General features: G+C 76.1%; 15 protein-coding genes. 6 read left to right on the top strand and 9 right to left on the bottom strand.

The window, feature by feature from the left end:
• Nucleotides 1–59: 59 nt before the first annotated feature.
• From ACI8AR_RS19930 to ACI8AR_RS19920, 3 genes are all read right to left on the bottom strand, one after another.
• Nucleotides 60–482, bottom strand: a complete 423-nt coding sequence (locus tag ACI8AR_RS19930) for a VOC family protein (protein WP_387993008.1) — start codon at nucleotides 480–482, stop codon at nucleotides 60–62.
• Between the two features lie 10 nt (nucleotides 483–492).
• Nucleotides 493–927: a helix-turn-helix domain-containing protein gene (locus tag ACI8AR_RS19925; protein WP_387993011.1), complete on the bottom strand. Its 435-nt coding sequence runs from the start codon at nucleotides 925–927 to the stop codon at nucleotides 493–495.
• A gap of 102 nt (nucleotides 928–1,029) precedes the next feature.
• Nucleotides 1,030–1,203, bottom strand: a complete 174-nt coding sequence (locus ACI8AR_RS19920; protein ID WP_457052542.1) for a hypothetical protein — start codon at nucleotides 1,201–1,203, stop codon at nucleotides 1,030–1,032.
• A gap of 208 nt (nucleotides 1,204–1,411) precedes the next feature.
• On the opposite strand from ACI8AR_RS19920, the gene ACI8AR_RS19915 reads away from it, so the two are divergent.
• The 3 genes from ACI8AR_RS19915 (at nucleotide 1,412) to ACI8AR_RS19905 (ending at nucleotide 4,168) form a co-directional block, all read left to right on the top strand.
• Nucleotides 1,412–2,563 (top strand): hypothetical protein, encoded by a 1,152-nt coding sequence (locus tag ACI8AR_RS19915; protein ID WP_457052541.1) that lies wholly within the window; start codon nucleotides 1,412–1,414, stop codon nucleotides 2,561–2,563.
• Between the two features lie 129 nt (nucleotides 2,564–2,692).
• Nucleotides 2,693–3,580, top strand: coding sequence for an alpha/beta fold hydrolase (locus ACI8AR_RS19910; protein ID WP_457052540.1), 888 nt, complete (start codon nucleotides 2,693–2,695; stop codon nucleotides 3,578–3,580).
• Between the two features lie 18 nt (nucleotides 3,581–3,598).
• A complete protein-coding gene (locus tag ACI8AR_RS19905; protein ID WP_457052539.1) occupies nucleotides 3,599–4,168 on the top strand; it encodes a copper resistance CopC family protein in 570 nt (189 codons plus the stop codon).
• Between the two features lie 18 nt (nucleotides 4,169–4,186).
• Here the strand turns inward: ACI8AR_RS19905 and ACI8AR_RS19900 are convergent, their stop codons facing one another.
• From ACI8AR_RS19900 to ACI8AR_RS19890, 3 genes are all read right to left on the bottom strand, one after another.
• Entirely contained in the window at nucleotides 4,187–4,993 is an 807-nt protein-coding gene (locus tag ACI8AR_RS19900) for an MBL fold metallo-hydrolase (protein WP_457052538.1), read from the bottom strand.
• Nucleotides 4,994–5,003: 10 nt separating this feature from the next.
• A complete protein-coding gene (gene uvrA, locus ACI8AR_RS19895) occupies nucleotides 5,004–7,901 on the bottom strand; it encodes an excinuclease ABC subunit UvrA (RefSeq protein WP_457052537.1) in 2,898 nt (965 codons plus the stop codon).
• A 135-nt stretch (nucleotides 7,902–8,036) separates the two neighbouring features.
• On the bottom strand, nucleotides 8,037–9,458 hold the full coding sequence (locus ACI8AR_RS19890; RefSeq protein WP_457052536.1) for an amidase: 1,422 nt from the start codon (nucleotides 9,456–9,458) through the stop codon (nucleotides 8,037–8,039).
• Nucleotides 9,459–9,506: 48 nt separating this feature from the next.
• Here ACI8AR_RS19890 and ACI8AR_RS19885 point away from each other — a divergent pair, with 48 nt between their 5' ends.
• Nucleotides 9,507–10,166 (top strand): MBL fold metallo-hydrolase, encoded by a 660-nt coding sequence (locus tag ACI8AR_RS19885; protein WP_457052535.1) that lies wholly within the window; start codon nucleotides 9,507–9,509, stop codon nucleotides 10,164–10,166.
• 19 nt (nucleotides 10,167–10,185) lie between these two features.
• Here ACI8AR_RS19885 and ACI8AR_RS19880 read toward each other — a convergent pair whose 3' ends face one another.
• A complete protein-coding gene (locus ACI8AR_RS19880) occupies nucleotides 10,186–10,809 on the bottom strand; it encodes a hypothetical protein (RefSeq protein WP_457052534.1) in 624 nt (207 codons plus the stop codon).
• 317 nt (nucleotides 10,810–11,126) lie between these two features.
• On the opposite strand from ACI8AR_RS19880, the gene ACI8AR_RS19875 reads away from it, so the two are divergent.
• Nucleotides 11,127–11,369 (top strand): hypothetical protein, encoded by a 243-nt coding sequence (locus tag ACI8AR_RS19875; RefSeq protein WP_456935036.1) that lies wholly within the window; start codon nucleotides 11,127–11,129, stop codon nucleotides 11,367–11,369.
• Nucleotides 11,370–11,426: 57 nt separating this feature from the next.
• Here the strand turns inward: ACI8AR_RS19875 and ACI8AR_RS19870 are convergent, their stop codons facing one another.
• Nucleotides 11,427–12,416, bottom strand: coding sequence for a TerD family protein (locus ACI8AR_RS19870; RefSeq protein ID WP_457052533.1), 990 nt, complete (start codon nucleotides 12,414–12,416; stop codon nucleotides 11,427–11,429).
• 96 nt (nucleotides 12,417–12,512) lie between these two features.
• Between ACI8AR_RS19870 and ACI8AR_RS19865 the strand changes: the two genes are divergently transcribed.
• Nucleotides 12,513–14,219, top strand: a complete 1,707-nt coding sequence (locus ACI8AR_RS19865; RefSeq protein ID WP_457052532.1) for an Hsp70 family protein — start codon at nucleotides 12,513–12,515, stop codon at nucleotides 14,217–14,219.
• 1,851 nt (nucleotides 14,220–16,070) lie between these two features.
• Here ACI8AR_RS19865 and ACI8AR_RS19860 read toward each other — a convergent pair.
• Nucleotides 16,071–18,125 (bottom strand): prolyl oligopeptidase family serine peptidase, encoded by a 2,055-nt coding sequence (locus ACI8AR_RS19860; RefSeq protein ID WP_457052531.1) that lies wholly within the window; start codon nucleotides 18,123–18,125, stop codon nucleotides 16,071–16,073.
• Nucleotides 18,126–18,300: the final 175 nt, after the last annotated feature.

The following is an 18,300-nucleotide window of genomic DNA, read 5'->3' as shown; positions in this document are numbered from 1 at the left end:
CTCCGTGACGGCCGGGCCCGGGGACCTCGACGCTGTCCCGGCGGGCCCGGCCGGCGGGGTCACGCCGAGGGCGGCGGGGTCATCTGGGCGATGCGGACGGAGTTGCCGAACGGGTCGCGGAAGCCGAAGTCGATGCCGTACGGCTGCACCACCGGCTCCTCGGGCAGGTCGACGCCCTTCTCCTTGAGCGCGGCGTGGGTCTTGTGCGCGTCGTCGGTGGTGAGGAACAGGTGGCCGCCGCCGGCGCCCTTGGTGACCAGGTCGCGCACCGTGTCGGCGATCTCCGGGCTCACCGACGGCGGGGCGGGCCGCTCCAGCAGCACCGCGTGGCCGGGGTCGCTGGGCAGGACGACGGTGAGGAAGCGCATCGGCCCGAACTGCTGGTCGGTCTGGACCTCGAAGCCCAGCTTGCCGACGTAGAAGTCCAGCGCCTGGTCCTGGTCGAGGACGTAGAGGGAGGTGATCGAGATGGAGGTCAACATGCCGACGACGCTAGGGGCGGGCGTCGGCGGCGGGCTTCTCCGGAACTGCTGTCTTCTCGCTGGGCCGCAGCCAGCGCATGCCGAAGCAGGAGGGCACCGGTGCCAGCGGCCCGCGGCGCCGGTAGACGCTCGGCGGCTCCCCCACGACCTCGGCGAACACCCGGCTGAACGTGCCGAGGCTGGAGAAGCCGACGGCCATGCAGATGTCGGTGACCGTGCGGTCGGTGCTGCGCAGCAGGAACATCGCCCGCTCCACCCGCCGGCGCTGCAGGTACCGGTGCGGCGTCTCGCCGAAGGTCTCCTTGAAGGTGCGGATGAAGTGCGCCTCGGAGACGTGCGCGATGCGGGCGAGCGCCGGGACGTCCAGCGGTTCCCCGTAGGAGCGGTCCATCTCGTCCCGCGCCCGCAGCATGCGCCGGTTGGAGTCCTCACTGGCCCGGCTCACCCGGGCAGCATCCCAGGGTCTCGACGGGATCCTGACCCACGACGGCGGGACGTCACTCCGCGGAGGGCGGTCAACGGGCGCCGGGAGGCTCGGGCCACCCGTTCACCCCGCGAGCCGGCGGCACCGTGGGCACGGGTCGTCCGCCGCGTGCCAGGGGGCGTCCAGCACCTGCACGATCGCGCCGCAGAGCGCGACCTCGTTCTCCCCCGTCAGTTCCTCCGCGCTGCGGTGCACCTCGACGGCGTGGCTGAGCCCCGTCTCCCCGTCCGGGCTCATCCGCGGGGGCCAGCAGGACCGCGGCCGGCCGCACAGGAGGCTCGCGCCGGCCGCACTGACTGTTCGGTCAGTAATCACGTCCCCAGCGTGCTCCGGATCACATCCGGGCGCGCCTCGGACGATGCCGTCTCGTTACCGTGGTGCCGTTCCCGCAGCTCAGCGGCTTGCGTCCCCCGTTCGTCGAGCGTGTGATCGAACACGTGGCGACGTGCTGACCGCTCCGGCGCCTCTGGTGTCGGCGGGCGGGCTGTCGTCCGGGCCGCTGGGTGCGGTGCAGGCCGCGGACCGGGAGATCGTCCGGCAGACCGCCCTGCGGGCGCGGGCGGTGGCGGCGTTCACGGCGACCCGGCCGTCCTCGGCGGACCGTCCGCAGGGCACGCCGGGCGCGATGTCGGCCGAGCGGCGGGCGGCGCGGCCGGACGTGCTGCGGCCGGTCAGTGAGTGGGCGACGCAGGAGCTTGCAGTTGCCCTGTCGATCAGCAGCCAGGCCGCCGAGGCACTGTTCGAGCGATCGCTCACGCTGGTGCACCGGCTGCCGCTGACACTGGCCGCGCTGGAGGCCAGCAGCGGCCACAGGTGCCCGGGTGCAGTGGTCGCCCGATCGCCGACGACGCGCGCGCTCCGCACTGGAGCGGGACCTGCTGACCTGGGCGGCGGGACGGGTGACCAGCCGGCGCAGCTGAGCGAGAAGGCACGGCGGGAGGTGCTCCAGCGGAGCGTCCGCGCCGCCGCCGACCGGCTGGCGGAGGCCGTCCGCGAGCGGTGCGTGTCCGCCCGGCCCGGACCGCACCGACGGGATGAGCGTGGTGTGCGCGCTGCTGACCCCCCGGAGGCGGCGGTGCTGGTGAAGGCGCTCGGCGCGTATGCCGACGCGCTGTCCGACGACGGCCGCACGCGGGGGCAGAGGACGGCCGACTGCCTGCTGGACCTGGTCCTGCGCCCCGGCGAGGACGGGCTGCCGCCGGTGCGGGTGCGCCTGGACGTCGTGGCGCCGGTGGGTGCGCTGCTGGGTGAGGACCAGCCGTGCGAGATCGACGGGCAGGTGGTGCCCGCGGAGGTGGTCCGCGCCCTGCTCACCGCGCTCACCGGCACCCGCCGGTCAGCACCGTCGACAGCGATCCCGCCGGCACGGCGCCCGGTGACACCGCTGCAGCCGGCACCGCGGACGTCGACATCCCGGTCGAGGGCACCCCGGACGATGGCGCCCGATCCGGACTTCGTGCAGTGGTGGACCGGCACGGTGCGCCGGGTACTGGTCGAGGAGCTGACCGGCTGGCACCACCGCCTGGCCCCCGACGGCACCTTCACCGTCACCACCCCCACCGGCCTCACCGCGACGACCACCCCACCGCCCTGCTGAGGCGGGACCCGGGGCGAAGCGCGGACGCGACCCGGGGCGTTGACCGGTCCCGGACCCCGCGGACACGATGACGGCGCACGCCCAGCATGGCCGACCTGCCGTGCGCCGGCCCGAGCGACGGGAGCGACCATGGCGGACACGGAGACGATCACGGTGCCCCACCTCGGCACCTCGACCGTCGGCTACCGGTTCGGCCGGCCCTACGACCCCTCGCTCCCGACGCTGGTCCTGGTCAACTCCTTCAGCACGTCCGCCGACCTCTACCGGCCCCAGTTCGCCGACGAGGAACTCGCCGCCACCGCCAACCTGCTCGCGCTCGAGCCCTACGGCCACGGCCGCACCCGCGCCTCGTACGAGCAGTTCACCTACTGGGACTCGGCCGTCGCCGACCTGCAGGTCCTCGACGCGCTCGGCATCCCCGAGGCCTTCGTCCTGGGCACGTCACAGGGCGGGTGGGTGGCGGCCCGGATGGCCGTGCTGGCACCACGCGTCGTGAAGGGCATCGTCCCCCTGGGCACCTCGATGGACCACGAGAGCCCGCGCAGCCGCGACCTGGGCTGCTGGGACGGCGTCGCCTTCTGCACCCCGGCCATCGACGCGCTCGCCGAGGAGGTCGGCGACGACTGGGTCATCCCGGTGGAGCTGGTCGACGCCGTCCTCGCCGAGGGGCTCGGCGAGGACGTGTCACCGGCCGAGCGTTCGTTCTGGCACGAGACGCACCAGCGGCACTACAGCGGAGACGACGGCCGCCGCCGTCTCCGGCTCTCCAGCATCAACCTGCGCGACCGCGACGGCCTGCACGGCCGCCTGGACGACGTGCGGTGCCCGGTCCTGTGGATGCACGGCACCGAGGACCCGGTCTACTCCGTCGCGAACGCCGAGCAGGAGATCGCACTCTTCACGAACAGCGCTGGTGCCGAGCTGCGCGTCGTCGACGGCGGCCGGCACTTCCTGAGCGCCTCGCACCCCGCCGAGGTCGACCGCGCCACGATCGACTTCATCCGACGCTGGACGTAGCGACGCCCCGAGGCCCTCGTGCCGACCGTCCGCGGACCCACGACACCGCCGCACCTGCTCCTCACGGCGCTGCTGGTCCTCGGCCTCGCGCTGGCCGCACCCGGCACCGCCTCGGCGCACCCGCTGCTGCTCGCCACCGAACCGGTGGCCGACAGCACCGTGATGACGACCCCGCAGGCGGTCGCCCTGACCTTCGCGGCCCGGCCAGCGGGCGGCGAGGTCACGGTCACCGGGCCGGACGGCGCGTCCGTCGGCGCCGGCCCGGTGGTGCTCGACGGCGCCGTGATGGCCGCACCCGTCGCCCTCACCGCAGCCGGCCGGCACGCCGTCACCTGGTCGGCGGTCTCCGGCGACGGCCACCGGCAGCGCGGCGCCTTCGTCTTCTACCACGCACCCGCGCCGTCGCCGTCCCCGCTGCGGCCGACCGGGAGCACCCCGGTGCCCACCGCCGGGGGACCCACCGGCACCGGCACGGCGTCCACCCCCGACGACGGCGGCGCGCCGGCCCGGGCACTGGCCGTCCTCGTGGCCGCCGGACTCACGACCGTCCTGGCCGCCGGGCTCCTCGCACGGCGCGGACGCCGCTGAGGCGCGGTGGGACCGGCGTCAGTCGGCCTGCTCCCACCGCCGGCCCGAGCGGGTCACCCGGCCACGCGCCAGCTGCGGGAAGTGGGCGCCCACGCCGGACGTCCCCTGCTCTCCCAGCTCCCGCCACAGCCGCCGGCGGGTGCAGTCGGCGAGGGCGGCGTCGACGTCGCCCATCGACCGCCAGCCCGGTTCGGCCAGCTGCACGGGGCAGGTGATGGCGTCGCCGAGCAGCACCAGGCGCTCGTCGCCGGAGGTCACCGACACGGCCAGGTGCCCCGGCGTGTGCCCCGGCGTCAGCACGGCGTCGACCCCGGGCGTCACGGTGGCGTCCTCCGCCAGCGGACGCAGCCGCGCCGTCCCGGCCCAGCGGCGGAAGCCGGTGCGGACGTGCGCGGCCATCTCCCCCGGCCCGTCCACGAAGTGGGCGCCGTCGGCGGCGCCGAACCAGATCGTCGCGCCGGGGAACACCGGCTCGCCGTCGAGCCCGAACAGCCAGCCGACGTGGTCGGCGTGCAGGTGCGTGCACACGACGTCGGTCACGTCGTCCGGGTGCACGCCGAGCGCCCGCAGGCCGGTCGGCAGCTGCCCGCCGGCGAGCAGCATCCAGTCCGGCAGCGTCTGTGCCTCCGGCCCCATCCCGGCGTCGACCAGGACGACCCGGCCGCCGGCGCGGACGACGAAGCAGCCGATCGGCAGCCAGGCCGCGTCGTCCCGGTCGAACAGCTCCGGGTGCGCGCCGGGCGGGACGTGCCCGCCGAAGTAGCTCCGGCGGGCGACGAACGTCCCGTCCGCGACGGCGTCGACCCGCACGTCCCCGACGCGCACCCGGTCCTGCTCAGCTCGCGCGCTTGCGCGTGGCCCGCTTCTTCGGACCGGCGGCCGCAGCCTCGATCGCGGCGGCGTCCAGCAGCGGCACCAGGTACCGGCCGGTGTGCGACTCGGGCACCGACGCGACGAACTCCGGCGGCCCCTCGGCCACGACCGTGCCGCCGCGGAACCCGCCCTCGGGCCCCATGTCGATCAGCCAGTCGGCGCTCTTGATCACGTCGAGGTTGTGCTCGATGACGATGACCGAGTTGCCCTTCTCGACCAGGCCCTGCAGCACCTGCAGCAGCTTGCGGATGTCCTCGAAGTGCAGGCCGGTGGTCGGCTCGTCGAGGACGTACACGCTGCGGCCGTTGGACCGCTTCTGCAGCTCGCTGGCCAGCTTGACCCGCTGCGCCTCGCCGCCGGACAGCGTCGTCGCCGGCTGGCCGAGCCGCACGTAGCCCAGGCCGACGTCGGTCAGCGTGCGCAGGTACCGCGAGATCGACGGGATCGCGGCGAAGAAGTCCGCGGCCTCCTCGATCGGCATGTCGAGGACCTCGGCGACCGTCTTGCCCTTGTAGTGCACCTCGAGCGTCTCCCGGTTGAACCGGGCGCCCTTGCACACCTCGCACGGGACGTAGACGTCCGGCAGGAAGTTCATCTCGATCTTGAGGGTGCCGTCGCCGGAGCACGCCTCGCAGCGCCCGCCCTTGACGTTGAAGGAGAACCGCCCCGGCTGGTAGCCGCGGATCTTCGCCTCCGACGTCTGCGCGAACAGCTTGCGGACCTGGTCCCACACGCCGGTGTACGTGGCCGGGTTGGACCGCGGGGTCCGCCCGATCGGCGACTGGTCGACGTGCACCACCTTGTCCAGGTGCTCGAGCCCGGTGACCGTCCGGTGCCGGCCCGGCACCATCCGCGCCCGGTTCAGCTCGTTGGCCAGGACCGTGTAGAGGATGTCGTTGACCAGGCTGGACTTGCCCGAGCCGGACACCCCGGTGACGCCCACGAGCATGCCCAGCGGGAACGTGACGTCGACGCCCTTGAGGTTGTGCTCCCGGGCGCCCTTGACCACCAGCTCGCGACCGGGCTGCGGCTGCCGCCGCACCTTCGGCACGGTGATCTCCTTGCGGCCCGACAGGTACTGCCCGGTCAGCGACTTCTCGCTGGCGAGCAGCTCCTCGACGGTGCCGCTGACGATCACCTCGCCGCCGTGCTCGCCGGCGCCCGGGCCGATGTCGACCACCCAGTCGGCGGTCTTGATCGTGTCCTCGTCGTGCTCGACGACGATGAGCGTGTTGCCCATGTCGCGCAGCCGGACCAGCGTCTCGATCAGCCGGGTGTTGTCCCGCTGGTGCAGCCCGATCGACGGCTCGTCGAGCACGTACAGGACGCCCACCAGGCCGGAGCCGATCTGCGTGGCCAGCCGGATCCGCTGCGCCTCGCCACCGGCCAGCGTCGCCGCCGGCCGGTCGAGGGACAGGTAGTCCAGGCCGACGTCGACGAGGAACGACAACCGCGCCTGGATCTCCTTGAGCACGCGGTCGGCGATCGCCCGCTCCCGCTCGCCCAGCTCCAGGGCACCCAGCCAGTCGGCGGCCTCGCCGATCGACAGGCCGGTCACCTCGGCGATCGAGCGGCCGTTGAGCTTGACCGCGAGGATCTCCGGCTTGAGCCGGGTGCCGTGGCAGACGGGACAGGGCACGTCGCGCATGTAGCCCTCGTACTTGTCCCGCATGTAGTCGCTGTCGGTGTCCTCGTGCCGGCGCTCGAGGAACGGCAGCACGCCCTCGAACGCGGCGTAGTAGCTGCGCTCGCGGCCGTAGCGGTTCCTGTAGCGGACGTGCACCTGGTCCGGGGAGCCGTGCAGGACGGCCTTCTGCACCTTGGCCGGGAGCTCCTCCCACGGGGTGTCCATCGAGAAGCCGAGCTGGTCGGCCAGCCCGGACAGCAGCCGCTGGAAGTACTCGTTGCTCATCGAGCCGGCCCACGGGGCGATCGCGCCCTGCGCCAGGCTCTTCTCCGGGTCGGGGACGACGAGGTCGGGGTCGACCTCCTTGCGCGTCCCGATGCCGGTGCACTCCGGGCAGGCGCCGAACGGCGAGTTGAACGAGAACGAGCGCGGCTCGAGCGCCTCGAACGACAGGCCGTCGTCGACGCAGGCCAGGTGCTCGGAGAAGGTCCGCTCGCGCTCCGGGTCGTCCTCGGGCAGGTCGACGAAGTCGAGGACGACGAGGCCGCCGGCGAGGCCGAGCGCGGTCTCGACCGAGTCGGTGAGGCGGCGCTTGGCGCTCTCCTTCACCGTCAGCCGGTCGACGATCACCTCGATGGTGTGCTTCTCCTGCTTCTTGAGCTTCGGCGGCTCGGTCAGCGGGTGCACCACGCCGTCGACCCGGACGCGGGAGAAGCCCTGCGTCTGCAGCGAGCTGAACAGGTCGACGTACTCGCCCTTGCGCGCGCGCACGACCGGGGCGAGCACCTGGAAGCGGGTGCCCTCCTCCATGGCGAGCACCTGGTCGACGATCTGCTGGGGCGTCTGCCGGGCGATCGGCTTGCCGCAGTTGGGGCAGTGCGGCTGGCCGGCGCGGGCGTAGAGCAGCCGCAGGTAGTCGTAGACCTCGGTGATGGTGCCGACGGTCGACCGCGGGTTGCGGTTGGTCGACTTCTGGTCGATCGACACCGCGGGCGACAGGCCCTCGATGAAGTCGACGTCGGGCTTGTCCATCTGGCCGAGGAACTGGCGGGCGTAGGCCGACAGCGACTCGACGTAGCGCCGCTGGCCCTCGGCGAAGATCGTGTCGAAGGCCAGGCTCGACTTGCCCGACCCGGACAGCCCGGTGAAGACGATCAGGGCGTCGCGGGGCAGGTCGATGTGGACGTCCTTGAGGTTGTGCTCACGGGCGCCGCGGACGACGAGACGGTCCAAAGTGATCCCTGTCGGTCAGCCGGGCCGGCCGGTCTCGCCGGGCCGCGGAGGGTGTGTCGAGATGTCGATACGGACAACGCCGTCACTGCCCGCGCGCAATCCGTGACGACGGCGACGTTGCCGCCGGTGGGGTGCTCAGACGGGAGCCGGGGACGGCGCCCCGGCGGGGTCGAACACCGGGGCGTGACGGCGCCAGGGCGCGCGTCGCTCCAGCTCTCCGGCCAGCCAGAGTAGTCGCGTCTCGCTGCCCGGGGGGCCGACCAGCTGGACCGCCAGCGGCACTCCCTCCTCGCGCGTCCCGACGGGCAGCACCACCGCCGGGACCCCCGCCAGGTTCCACGGCCAGGCCCACGGGGCCCACCGGTTGTTGGCGTCGAAGTTCGCCAGGAACCCGCGCTCGTGCCACGGCCGCGCCGGCAGCGGCGGGCCGTTGGTGATCGGGGTCAGCAGCACGTCGAGGTCGTTCCCGGCGAAGAACGCCGCCGTCCGCTCCCGGAACCGCTCGGCGGTCGCCGGCCGGACGAGGCCGGCCCGGCGGGCCAGCCGGCCGAGCCGGGCGTGGGTGCGGCTGCGCGGCTGCAGCGCCGCCCGGTCCAGCCCGAGCGCCGCGGCGTCGTCCTCCGCGCCGGCCAGCCAGCGGGCGGTGGTCCCGAAGACGGCTCCCCACGGGACCACCGGGGCGCGCTCGACGACGACGTGCCCGGCACCGCGCAGCAGCCGCGCCGTCCGCTCGACCGCACCCAGGGCCGCGGCGTCCGGCCGGGCCCACGGCAGCGGGGAGCGACGGCCGACGGCGATCCGCAGCGGCCGGCCCGGGTCGGGCGCCGACCGGTCCGGGCCGGAGTCCTCCCCCGCCAGGACGGCGGTGCCCAGCGCGACGTCCTCGACGGTGGTCGCCAGCACGCCGTTGACCGCCATGCCCGACCAGTCGTCGGCGCCGATGCCGCCGGGCAGCACGCCGCGCCCGGGCTTGAGGGTGACCAGGCCGCACGCGGCGGCCGGCAGCCGCAGCGAGCCCATCCCGTCGTTGCCGTGCGCCAGCGGGACCGCGCCCGCGGCGACCGCGGCGGCGCTGCCGCCGGAGCTCCCGGCCGGGGACAGCGCGGTGTCCCAGGGGTTCCGCGTGACCGTGCCCGGCCCGTCGGTCGCGGCGTAGAGGCACAGCTCGGGGACCCGGGTGATCCCGACGACGACGGCGCCCGCGGCGCGCAGCCGGGCGACGACCTCGTGGTCGGCGTCGGCGAGGGAGGCCGCGGAGCAGCCGTCGGTCACGGTCTCCCCGGCGACGCCGACGTTGTCCTTCACCGCCACCGGGACGCCGGCCAGCGGCAGCGTGGCCCGCCGCGGGTCGGCGTCGACCGCCGCCGCCTCGGCCAGCGCCGCCTCGGCGCGGACCACGCGGAACGCGCCGATCCGGGGCTCGACGTCGGCGAGGTGGGCCAGGTGCGCGCGCACCACCTCGACCGCGGACACCTCGCCCGCGCGCACGCGCGCGGCGAGGACGGAGGCGGGCAGGCCGACGAGCCGGGCGCCGCCCGGAGCTCCGCTAGCGTCCATGCGGGCGACCGTAACCGCGGTCGCCGACAGTTCTCGAACGGAGGCCCGATGACCTACACCGGCGACGTCGAGGTGGGCGGCCCGGCCGACGTGCGGGAGCTGCCCGGGCTCACGATCAGCAAGGTCGCCGTCAGCGAGATGGCGAACAACGCCTACCTGCTGCGGGACACCGCGACCGGGCAGGCACTGCTCGTCGACGCGGCCGCCGAACCCGACACGCTGCGCGCCCTCATCGGCGACGCCGACCTGCGCACCGTCGTCACCACGCACGGGCACTGGGACCACCACCGCGCGCTGCCCGACGTCGTCGCCGCCACGGGCGCGCAGACGGTGGCGCACGCCGCCGACGCCGGCGACCTGCCCGTCCCCGTCGACCGGACGGTGGCGCACGGCGACACCGTCGCCGTCGGCGAGCAGGTGCTGGAGGTGGTGCACCTGCGCGGGCACACGCCGGGCAGCGTCGCGCTGGTCTGGCGGGGGCCGGAGGGCGCCGGCACGCACGTCTTCACCGGCGACAGCCTCTTCCCCGGCGGCGTCGGGAACACGCAGCAGGACCCGGAGCGGTTCGCCAGCCTGATCGACGACGTCGAGCAGCGGCTGTTCGCCGTCCTCCCGGACGACACGTGGGTCTACCCCGGCCACGGGAAGGACACGACGCTGGGCGCCGAGCGCCCCTCTCTGCCGGAGTGGCGCGCCCGCGGCTGGTGACCGGGGGCCGGGCCGGTGCTCAGCGCAGGCCCGGCTCCACCACGATCGTCGTCACGCTGGTGAAGTCGCCGAGGAAGGTGCCCGTACCCGTGATCACGATCTGGTGCGTCCCCGGCGGCAGGGGGTGCACGAGAGCGACGAAGCCGGCACCGACGGAGAGCGCCTGCCGAGGTGGCACCCCGAGGACGTTGTCCTCCGGCAGGTCGATCGTCAGCAGCGGCGTCTCCACCAAAGTCAGTGGGAGGGGCCTCCCGTCGACGGTGACGGTGAGCGTGCTGCCCTCCACGGCCACCGCACGCGCGCAGTCCCGCAGCTCGGCCTCGTTGCTGCCGGAGAACGGGGGTGGTTCGACGGTGCTGCACTCGATGGTCATGGCCGGGACGAAGATCCAGGTGCCGGTCGGCACGGTGCACGTCGGCGGGACGTCGGGATTGAGAGTGAACGGTGCGACCACGTGGCCGCCGAGGTCGATGCACCAGGGGTCCCCTGTGGCCAGCGGGTTCTCGGGCACGGGCGTCTCGAGGGCCGTCTCCCAGAGCTCCCCGAGCAGGGTCCCCAGCTGACGGTCCGGTGCCGCGGACGCCGCCGGGGCGGTGACGACGACGGCCACCAACGCGGCCAGCAGGATGCGGATGACGCGCATGATCGGATCCCCCTCCCCGACGTCCGGCGCCGACCGGGTGGACGGTGCCGGTCACTCGCGCCTGCACGGTCTCCAGCCCCGCGGCGGGCGTCCACGTCCCGGAGCACCGGGCGCCACCTCGACGACCGGTCGCCGCGCGGCTGTCGTCCTCCTGCGAGGTCGTCCTCACCCTGTGTAGCGGGGCTGGTCACAGGTGCCCCCGAGGGTCGCCCGGTGCGACCATCTGTCCTTGCGCCGGCGACCGTCGGCAGCTCCCGGAGGTCGGGGAGCCGGCGTGTCGGCCAGGACGGCCGGCGGCGGGTCACGAGGAGGCTCCGATGCACTCTCAGGCGAAGCAAGAAGCGCAGGAAGCCCTGTTCACCGCGATCAGGGACCAGGCCGAGAAGAACATGCGGTCCGCGATGCGGCCCGCCGAGAAGGCCGCGCTCCTGCGCCGGCTGGCGGAGGCCTACCGGCTCACCGCCGGCGGCCCGATGCCCGAGACCCCCTCCCGCCGGACGGCGCCCGCCCCGCGGAAGGCCGCGGACGACGGTGCGCCTCCGCGGACGCGCACCGCCTGAGCGCCGTCGGCCGGCGCGCCCGGGATCGCGGGACCCCGGGCGCGCGGGCCTACCGGCTCACTTGCGGCCGGGGGTCCAGTCCATGCCCCAGCCGTAGGTGCGGTCGAGCACGTCCTGGCCGCCGTGCACGTAGCGCACCTCGCGGTTGACGACGAGCTGCCCGCCCTGGTTCTCGATCATCGCGATGGCGCAGATGCGGGCGCGCGGGTCGTGCTCGTCCAGGCGCACCTCGATCTGCGGCCCGTTCGCCGGGAACATCGTGACGACGGCGTCGGCCTGGCCCCAGTTCGGCACGCCCTCGTAGATGAGCGCGAACACGAGGATCCGGCGGATCAGCTGCGTGTGCTGCAGGTCGATCATCAGGTTCTCGCCGCCGCTGTTGGCGCCCGACCGGTCGTCGCCGTCCAGCCACACGATCGACCCGCCGTTGCCCAGCGTGTGCTGCCCGCGGAACGCGTTGCCCAGCGCCTGGATGACGCCCTTGGAGCCGTCGGCGTACTCGTAGAGGCAGCCGAGGTCGAGGTCGATCGCCCCGCCGCCGGCGGCCGCGGCCAGCCGCTTGAGGAAGCCGCCGCCCCCGCCACCGCCCCCGGGACGGGAGTTCCAGTTGAGGTTGACCCGCAGGACGCCGGTGGTGCCGGCCGTCTTCGTCAGCGAGACCGACGGTGCCGACTTCGTCAGCGACACCTTGTCCAGGTTCACCCCGCCCTGCTGCGGCGGGGCCGGCGGCTGCTGGCCGTACTGCTGCTGGCCGTACGGGTCCTGCTGCGGCGGCTGCCCGTAGGGGGGCTGCCCCGGCGGCGGGTAGGGCGGCTGGCCCTGCGGCGGGTACGGGGGCTGCCCCTGGTACGGCGGCTGCCCGTACGGCTGACCCGGCGGCGGGTACGGCGGCTGCCCGGGCGGCGGGTACTGGCCCGGCGGCGGGTAGGGCGGCTGCCCCTGGTGCGGCCGCTGGCCGTAGGGCTGCCCCGGCGGTGGCTGCGGCGGGGCCGGAGGGGTCTCCGGCTGCGGCGGCGGGGACTTCGGGCGCTTCGTGTAGTCGACCAAGGGGGCCTCCCCGCAGGTCGCCCGACCGGGGCGACCTGCGCTCTGAGCGGCGGACACGTCCCCTTGACCCTATGCGGCGCCGCTACCCTCCGGCCCATGCCGCGCGGTGCCCCCTGGCCCTCCCCTGCCGTGTACGGGATCGACCTGGGAACCACGTACAGCTGCCTGGCGCAGGTCGACGACGACGGCGCCGCGCGGGTCGTCCCCCTCCTCGACGGCGCCCCGACGCTGCCCAGCGTCGTCCTGTTCGTCGGCCCCGACGACTACGTCACCGGCGAGCGCGCCCGCGTCCTGGCCCGCGCCCGCCCCGACGACGTCTGCACGCTGGTCAAGCGGCGCATGGGCGACAGCACGTGGCGGTTCGTCAGCCACGGCCGGTCCTGGTCGGCGCCCGCGGTCAGCAGCCTGGTGCTCAAGGCGCTGGTCAGCGAGACGAGCTTCTCCACGCAGGGCCCGGTGCAGGACGTCGTCATCACGGTGCCCGCCTACTTCGGCGACGAGGAGCGGCGGGCCACCCGGCTGGCCGGCGAGTACGCGGGCCTCACCGTCCTCGACGTCATCAACGAGCCGACGGCGGCCGCGCTGGCCTACGGCTTCGCCCGCCTCGACGGCGGCGGACCGGCCGGGCACCTCGAGGAGGTCGCGCTGGTCTACGACCTCGGCGGCGGCACCGTCGACGTCGCGGTCGTGGAGCTGGCCGACCGGCGGCTGGCCGTCGTCGCCACCGACGGCGACCACGAGCTCGGCGGCGCCGACTGGGACGAGAAGCTCGCCGTCCACCTCTCGCACGCCTTCCTCGCCGCCCACCCCGACGCCGAGGACCCGCTCGACGACGGCGCCGGCGGCCAGGCGCTGGTGCTCGCCGCCGAGCGGGCCAAGCGCGAGCTCAGCGTCCGGGAGTCCGTCGTCGTGCCGGTCGAGCACGACGGCCGCCGGGTGGACGTGCCGGTGACCCGCGCCGAGTTCGAGCGGCTCACCGCGGGCCTGCTCGACCGCACGGTGGAGCTGACCCGCGCGGCGGTCGCGGCGGCCCGCGCCCGCGGCGTGGACCGGATCGACCGGGTGCTGCTGGTCGGCGGCTCGACCCGGATGCCCGCCGTCGCCCGGCGGCTGACCGCCGAGCTCGGCGTCCCGGCCGAGGTGCACGACCCCGACCTCGCCGTCGCCAGGGGCGCCGCGGTCTACGGCCGCAAGAAGCAGCTGGAGCGGTTGCTCACCGCGGACCTGGTCACCCGCGGGCAGCTGCGCGACGGCACGCCGCTGGACTACGCCGCCCCCGCCGACGTCGACGCCGCCTGCGCCCGCCTCGGCGACGCCGTGGGCCTGTCCGCGGCGCAGGTGCGGCGCACGGTGGAGGTCCAGGTCCTCAACACCGTCTCCCGCGGCTTCGGCGTCCTGGCGCTGGACCGGTTCGGCGAGCCGTCGGCGGTCTTCCTGGTGCACCGCGACGACCGGCTGCCGGTCGCCGTCCGCCGCTCGTTCGGCACCGTGCACGACGACCAGCGGGTGGTCACCATCCGGGTGGTCGAGCAGGGCGGCGGCGCCGAGTCCGCCCGGCCCGAGGACGCCAAGCTGCTCGCCGAGGCCTCCATCGAGGACATCCCGCCCGGGTACCCCGCCGGCACCGAGATCCAGGTCGTGCTGCGGATGGGCTTCGACGGCATCCTCGAGCTGACCGCGCTGCACGAGGGGCTGGCCGACCGCCCGCTGACCGTGCGGGTGGAGACCGGCGCGGCGCTGAGCCAGGCCGACGTCGCCCGTGAGCGCGCGCAGGTCGGCCGGGTCCGCCGACGGCAGGACTGAGCCGATGACGCTGCCGCCGTTCGACGGCAACGGCTACCGCAAGCGGGTCCTCGCCGCGGTCGAGCGCCGCGGCGGCCCCGACTCCACCGACCCCTTCGAGGTCTACGACCTCCCGCTGGAGGCCGCGGCGTCGCTGACCGACGACGAGGTCGCCCGCCGGGTCGACGAGGTCTGGGCGTTCTGGCAGAAGCAGCGCGACCACCCCAAGTACCGCGGGCTGGTGACCGCGCTGCTGCGGTCCCACGACGCCCTCGCCGCGCAGCTGCGCACCCCCGGCGGGCGGCAGTGGCTGGCCGGGCAGACCTGCGCCGAGCGGGAGCGGCGGGAGGCGGCCCGGTTCGCCGAGCTCGACGCCGCCCTGGAGCGGCTGGCCGAGCGCTTCGGCGGCGTGCCGGCGGACAAGGTCGACGGACTGCGCGCCCTGGCCGCCGCCGCGGGTGTCGGCGACGCCGAGTTCGAGGCCCGGCTGCGCCGCCACCGGCAGCCGGGCGCCGCCCCGACGGCCGACGAGGCCGTCCTGCGGCAGGTCCGCGACGGGCTGGAGGAGCTCGGCCGGATCGAGGGCGTCCCGGTGCCGGGCCTGCACGCGTTCCTGGAGCTGCCCCCGACGGCGGACCGGGAGACCGTGCGCCGCCGCCGCGACGCGCTGCTCGTCCTCAACCGGCAGCGCCGCCCCGACCGGCGCCGCGCGCTCGTCGACGACCTGCTGGCCGCCGTGGGCGCGCTGCTGGTCGACGGCGACCCGGACCGCTACCTCGACGCGCTGGCCGCCGACGTCCGCGAGGCGCTGCGCCCGCGGGTGGCCGCCGCGGTGCTCGTCGAGGACCGGCTCACCCCCGCCGACGCGCACGTCCTCGTGCAGCAGGCGAGGGCCGCCGGGCTCGACCCGCGGCGCGCCGCCGCCGTCGTCACCGAGCTGGCCGCCGCGGCCGGCACCGCGGTCGAGCTGATCCCGCCGGCGCCGCCCGTGCCCGGCCGGGGCGACTGGCAGGCGGAGGTGTCCGCCGCCCGGGCGGCGCTGCGGGCCGGGCGGCCGGTCGCCGCGCGCCGGCACGCCGCCGCCGCGCTGGCCGCGGCCGGCGGCATGCAGCCGCCGGTCCGCGCGGTGCAGGACGAGGCGGCGGAGGCGGTCGCGCGGGCGGAGGCGGCCTGGCGCGGCGTGGGCCCCGCCGTCGCCGCCCGGCGCCACGCGGCGGCCGCCGCCGCGCTCGAGCAGCTGGTCGCCACGGCCGCCGACGTCCCCGGCCCGGACGGGGAGGACGCCGCCGAGCTGCTCCGGCGGTCACGGGAGGCGCTGGCGCTGGCCGACGCGGTCCTCGCCCCGCCCAGCACCGGCCGGGACCGCGAGGACGCGCTGCTGGCCGCCCTCGACACCGTCACCGACCACCCCGCCGCCCGGGCCGAGCTCACCGCGCTGGCCGTCGCGCCGGCCACGGACGTCGTCGTCGCCCCGGCGCCCGGCGGCGCCCGCGCGGTGCGCTGGACGGCGTCGGCGTCGGCGGGCCCGGTCGAGTACCGGGTGCTGCGGGTGCGCCCGGACGGCACCCGGCAGGTGGTCGGGTCGACCACGGTCACGGCGCTCGAGGACGGCGGGTACGGCGAGGTCGCCGGCTACGTCGTCGTCGCCTCCCGCCTCGGCGTCGCGGCGCCCGAGGCGCACGGCGGGGACGCCAGGCCGCGGCCGGCCGCCGTCTCCCTGCCGCCGCTCACCGGCGTCACGCTGCGTGGCGACCGGCTGCGCTGGGACTGGCCCCCGGGCTGCACCGAGGTGGTCGTCGTGCTGCGGCCGGACGCGCCTCCGGTGGGCCCCGACGACCCCGCCGGCACCCGCCGCAAGGTCACCAACGCGCGCTATGAGATCGACGGCGGGCTGCCGGTCCCGGCGGCGCCCGGCCACGTCGCGGTGTTCCCGGCCACCCGGGTGGACGGCCGGCTGGTGGTGTCCGCCGAGGGGGCGCGGCTGCGGCCGGCCTGAACGCCCACCGGCAGCCAGCGGTCCCACCAGGCGAGCAGGTGCTCGAACCGGGCCAGCCGGTGCCGGGGCCGGCCGGAGCGGGACAGCTCGTGGCCCTCGCCGGGGAACAGCAGCAGCGCGCTCGGCACGCCCTGCCGCTGCAGCGCGACGAACAGCCGCCGGCCCTGCTCGACCGGGCAGCGCTCGTCCTGCTCGGAGTGGACGACGAGGGTCGGCGTGCGGATCGACGCCGCCTGCGCCAGCGGGCTCACCGGCTCGGTGCCCATGTACGCGTCGGCGTACCACCAGCCGATGTCGCTGGAGCCGGCGAACGACGCCGGGTCGGTCACCGCCCGCTCCACGACGGCGGCGGCGAACCGGTCGGTGCGGGTGAGCAGCAGCGCGGTGAGGAACCCGCCGTAGGAGCCGCCGTGGACCCCGACCCGCTCCGCGTCCAGCGCCGGGTCGGCCAGCGCGGCGTCGAGGAAGGCCAGCACGTCGGCGGCGTCCCGGTCGCCCCACGCCCCGACGACGGCGCGGGCGTGCTCCTCCCCGTAGCCGGACGAGCCGCGCGGGTTGCACTGCACCACCGCGTAGCCCGCCGACACGTACACCTGCGTCTCGTCCAGCAGCGACCAGCCGTACTGGGCGAACGGCCCGCCGTGCACCAGCAGCAGCACCGGGTGCGGGCCGGGGCCGTCGGGCACGGTGACCCAGCCGTGCACCTCCGCGCCGTCGGGGGCGACCACGGTGCGCTCGGCGGCGCGGTGCAGCCGGCCGGTGGCGCCGAGCGCGGCGCCGAAGCCGGTGAGCAGCCGCCGCCGGCCGGGGGTGATCGCGATCAGCTCCCCCGCCGACCGGTCGTGCGCGACGGTGGCGACGACGACCCCGCCCCCGGCCGCGACCCCGCGCACGGTGAACGGCCCCTCGACCAGCGCCTCGGGCGCGCCGCCGTCGAGGGGCACCCGCAGCAGCGCCACCGAGCCCCGCCGCTCGACGCCGACCAGCGCCGCGCCGCCGCAGAGCACCGTCGCCGGCGTCTCGTCGCCGCGGTGGGTGTCCCGCGGGTCGAGCACGGCCTCCAGCGGGCCGCCGGCGGCCGGCACCCGGCACAGCGTCAGCCCGCGCCCGGCGACGTCGAGCCCGTCGGGGCCGAGGTCGGGGCGGGCGGTCACGTGGATCCACGTCCCGGCCGGGTCGAACGCCGGCAGCCGGCACTCGCCGCGGCCGCGGGTCACCCGGCGCGGCTCCCCGCCGGTCACCGGGACCAGCCACACGTCGCGGACGCAGTCGCGGTCGGCGCGGGCGTGCCGGGCGGAGACGAACGCCAGCGTGCCGCCGTCGGGCGACCAGGCGACGTCGGTGTCCTCGCCGCGGCCGTCGGTGAGCTGCCGGGCCTCCGGCGGGTCGCCGGTGTCGTCGAGCGGGTCCGGAGGCAGGTCGAGGACGAACACGCAGCTGGGGCGGTCGGCGGTGTAGCCAACGTCGTCGACGCGGTGCCGCAGCCGGGTGACCAGCCGTGGCGGCTCGGCCTCCGGCGGCACGTCCTCTGCGGTGCCGTAGCGGCCCTCCTCGGGCACGCGGGCCACCCAGGCCAGCCGGCGGGAGTCCGGTGACCACACCGGGGCGCCGGCGCCCAGCGGCGCGTCGGTGAGCCGGCGCGGCGCGCCGCCCGCGGTGGGCAGCAGGTGCAGCTGCGGGTGCCCGCCGGGCGCGGCCGACAGGTAGGCCAGCCAGCGGCCGTCCGGGGAGAACGCCGGGGCGGAGTCGCGGGCGCCGGAGGTCAGCGGGCGGGCCGGGGCCGAGCCGTCGGTGGGGACGGCCCACAGCTGGGCGCGGTAGGCGTCGGCGTCCAGGTCGGGCCGGCTGACCGCGACCACGGCCATGCGCCCGTCCGGCGAGACCGCCGGCGTCCCCGGCGTCCGCAGCAGGGCGAGGTCGGCGGGCCGCATGGCCCACCGAGCGTAGTGCAGTCGTCACCCCCGGGGGGGGGGGGGGGGGGGGGGGGGGGGGGGGGGGGGGGGGGGTGGGGGGGGGGGGGGGGGGGGGGGGGCGGGGGGGGGGGGGGGGGGGGGGGGGGGGGGGGGGGGGGGGGGGGGGGGGGGGGGGGGGGGGGGGGGGGGGGGG

This window comes from Geodermatophilus sp. SYSU D01036, from assembly GCF_054050435.1.
This window is presented reverse-complemented; position numbering and strand designations above follow the sequence as displayed.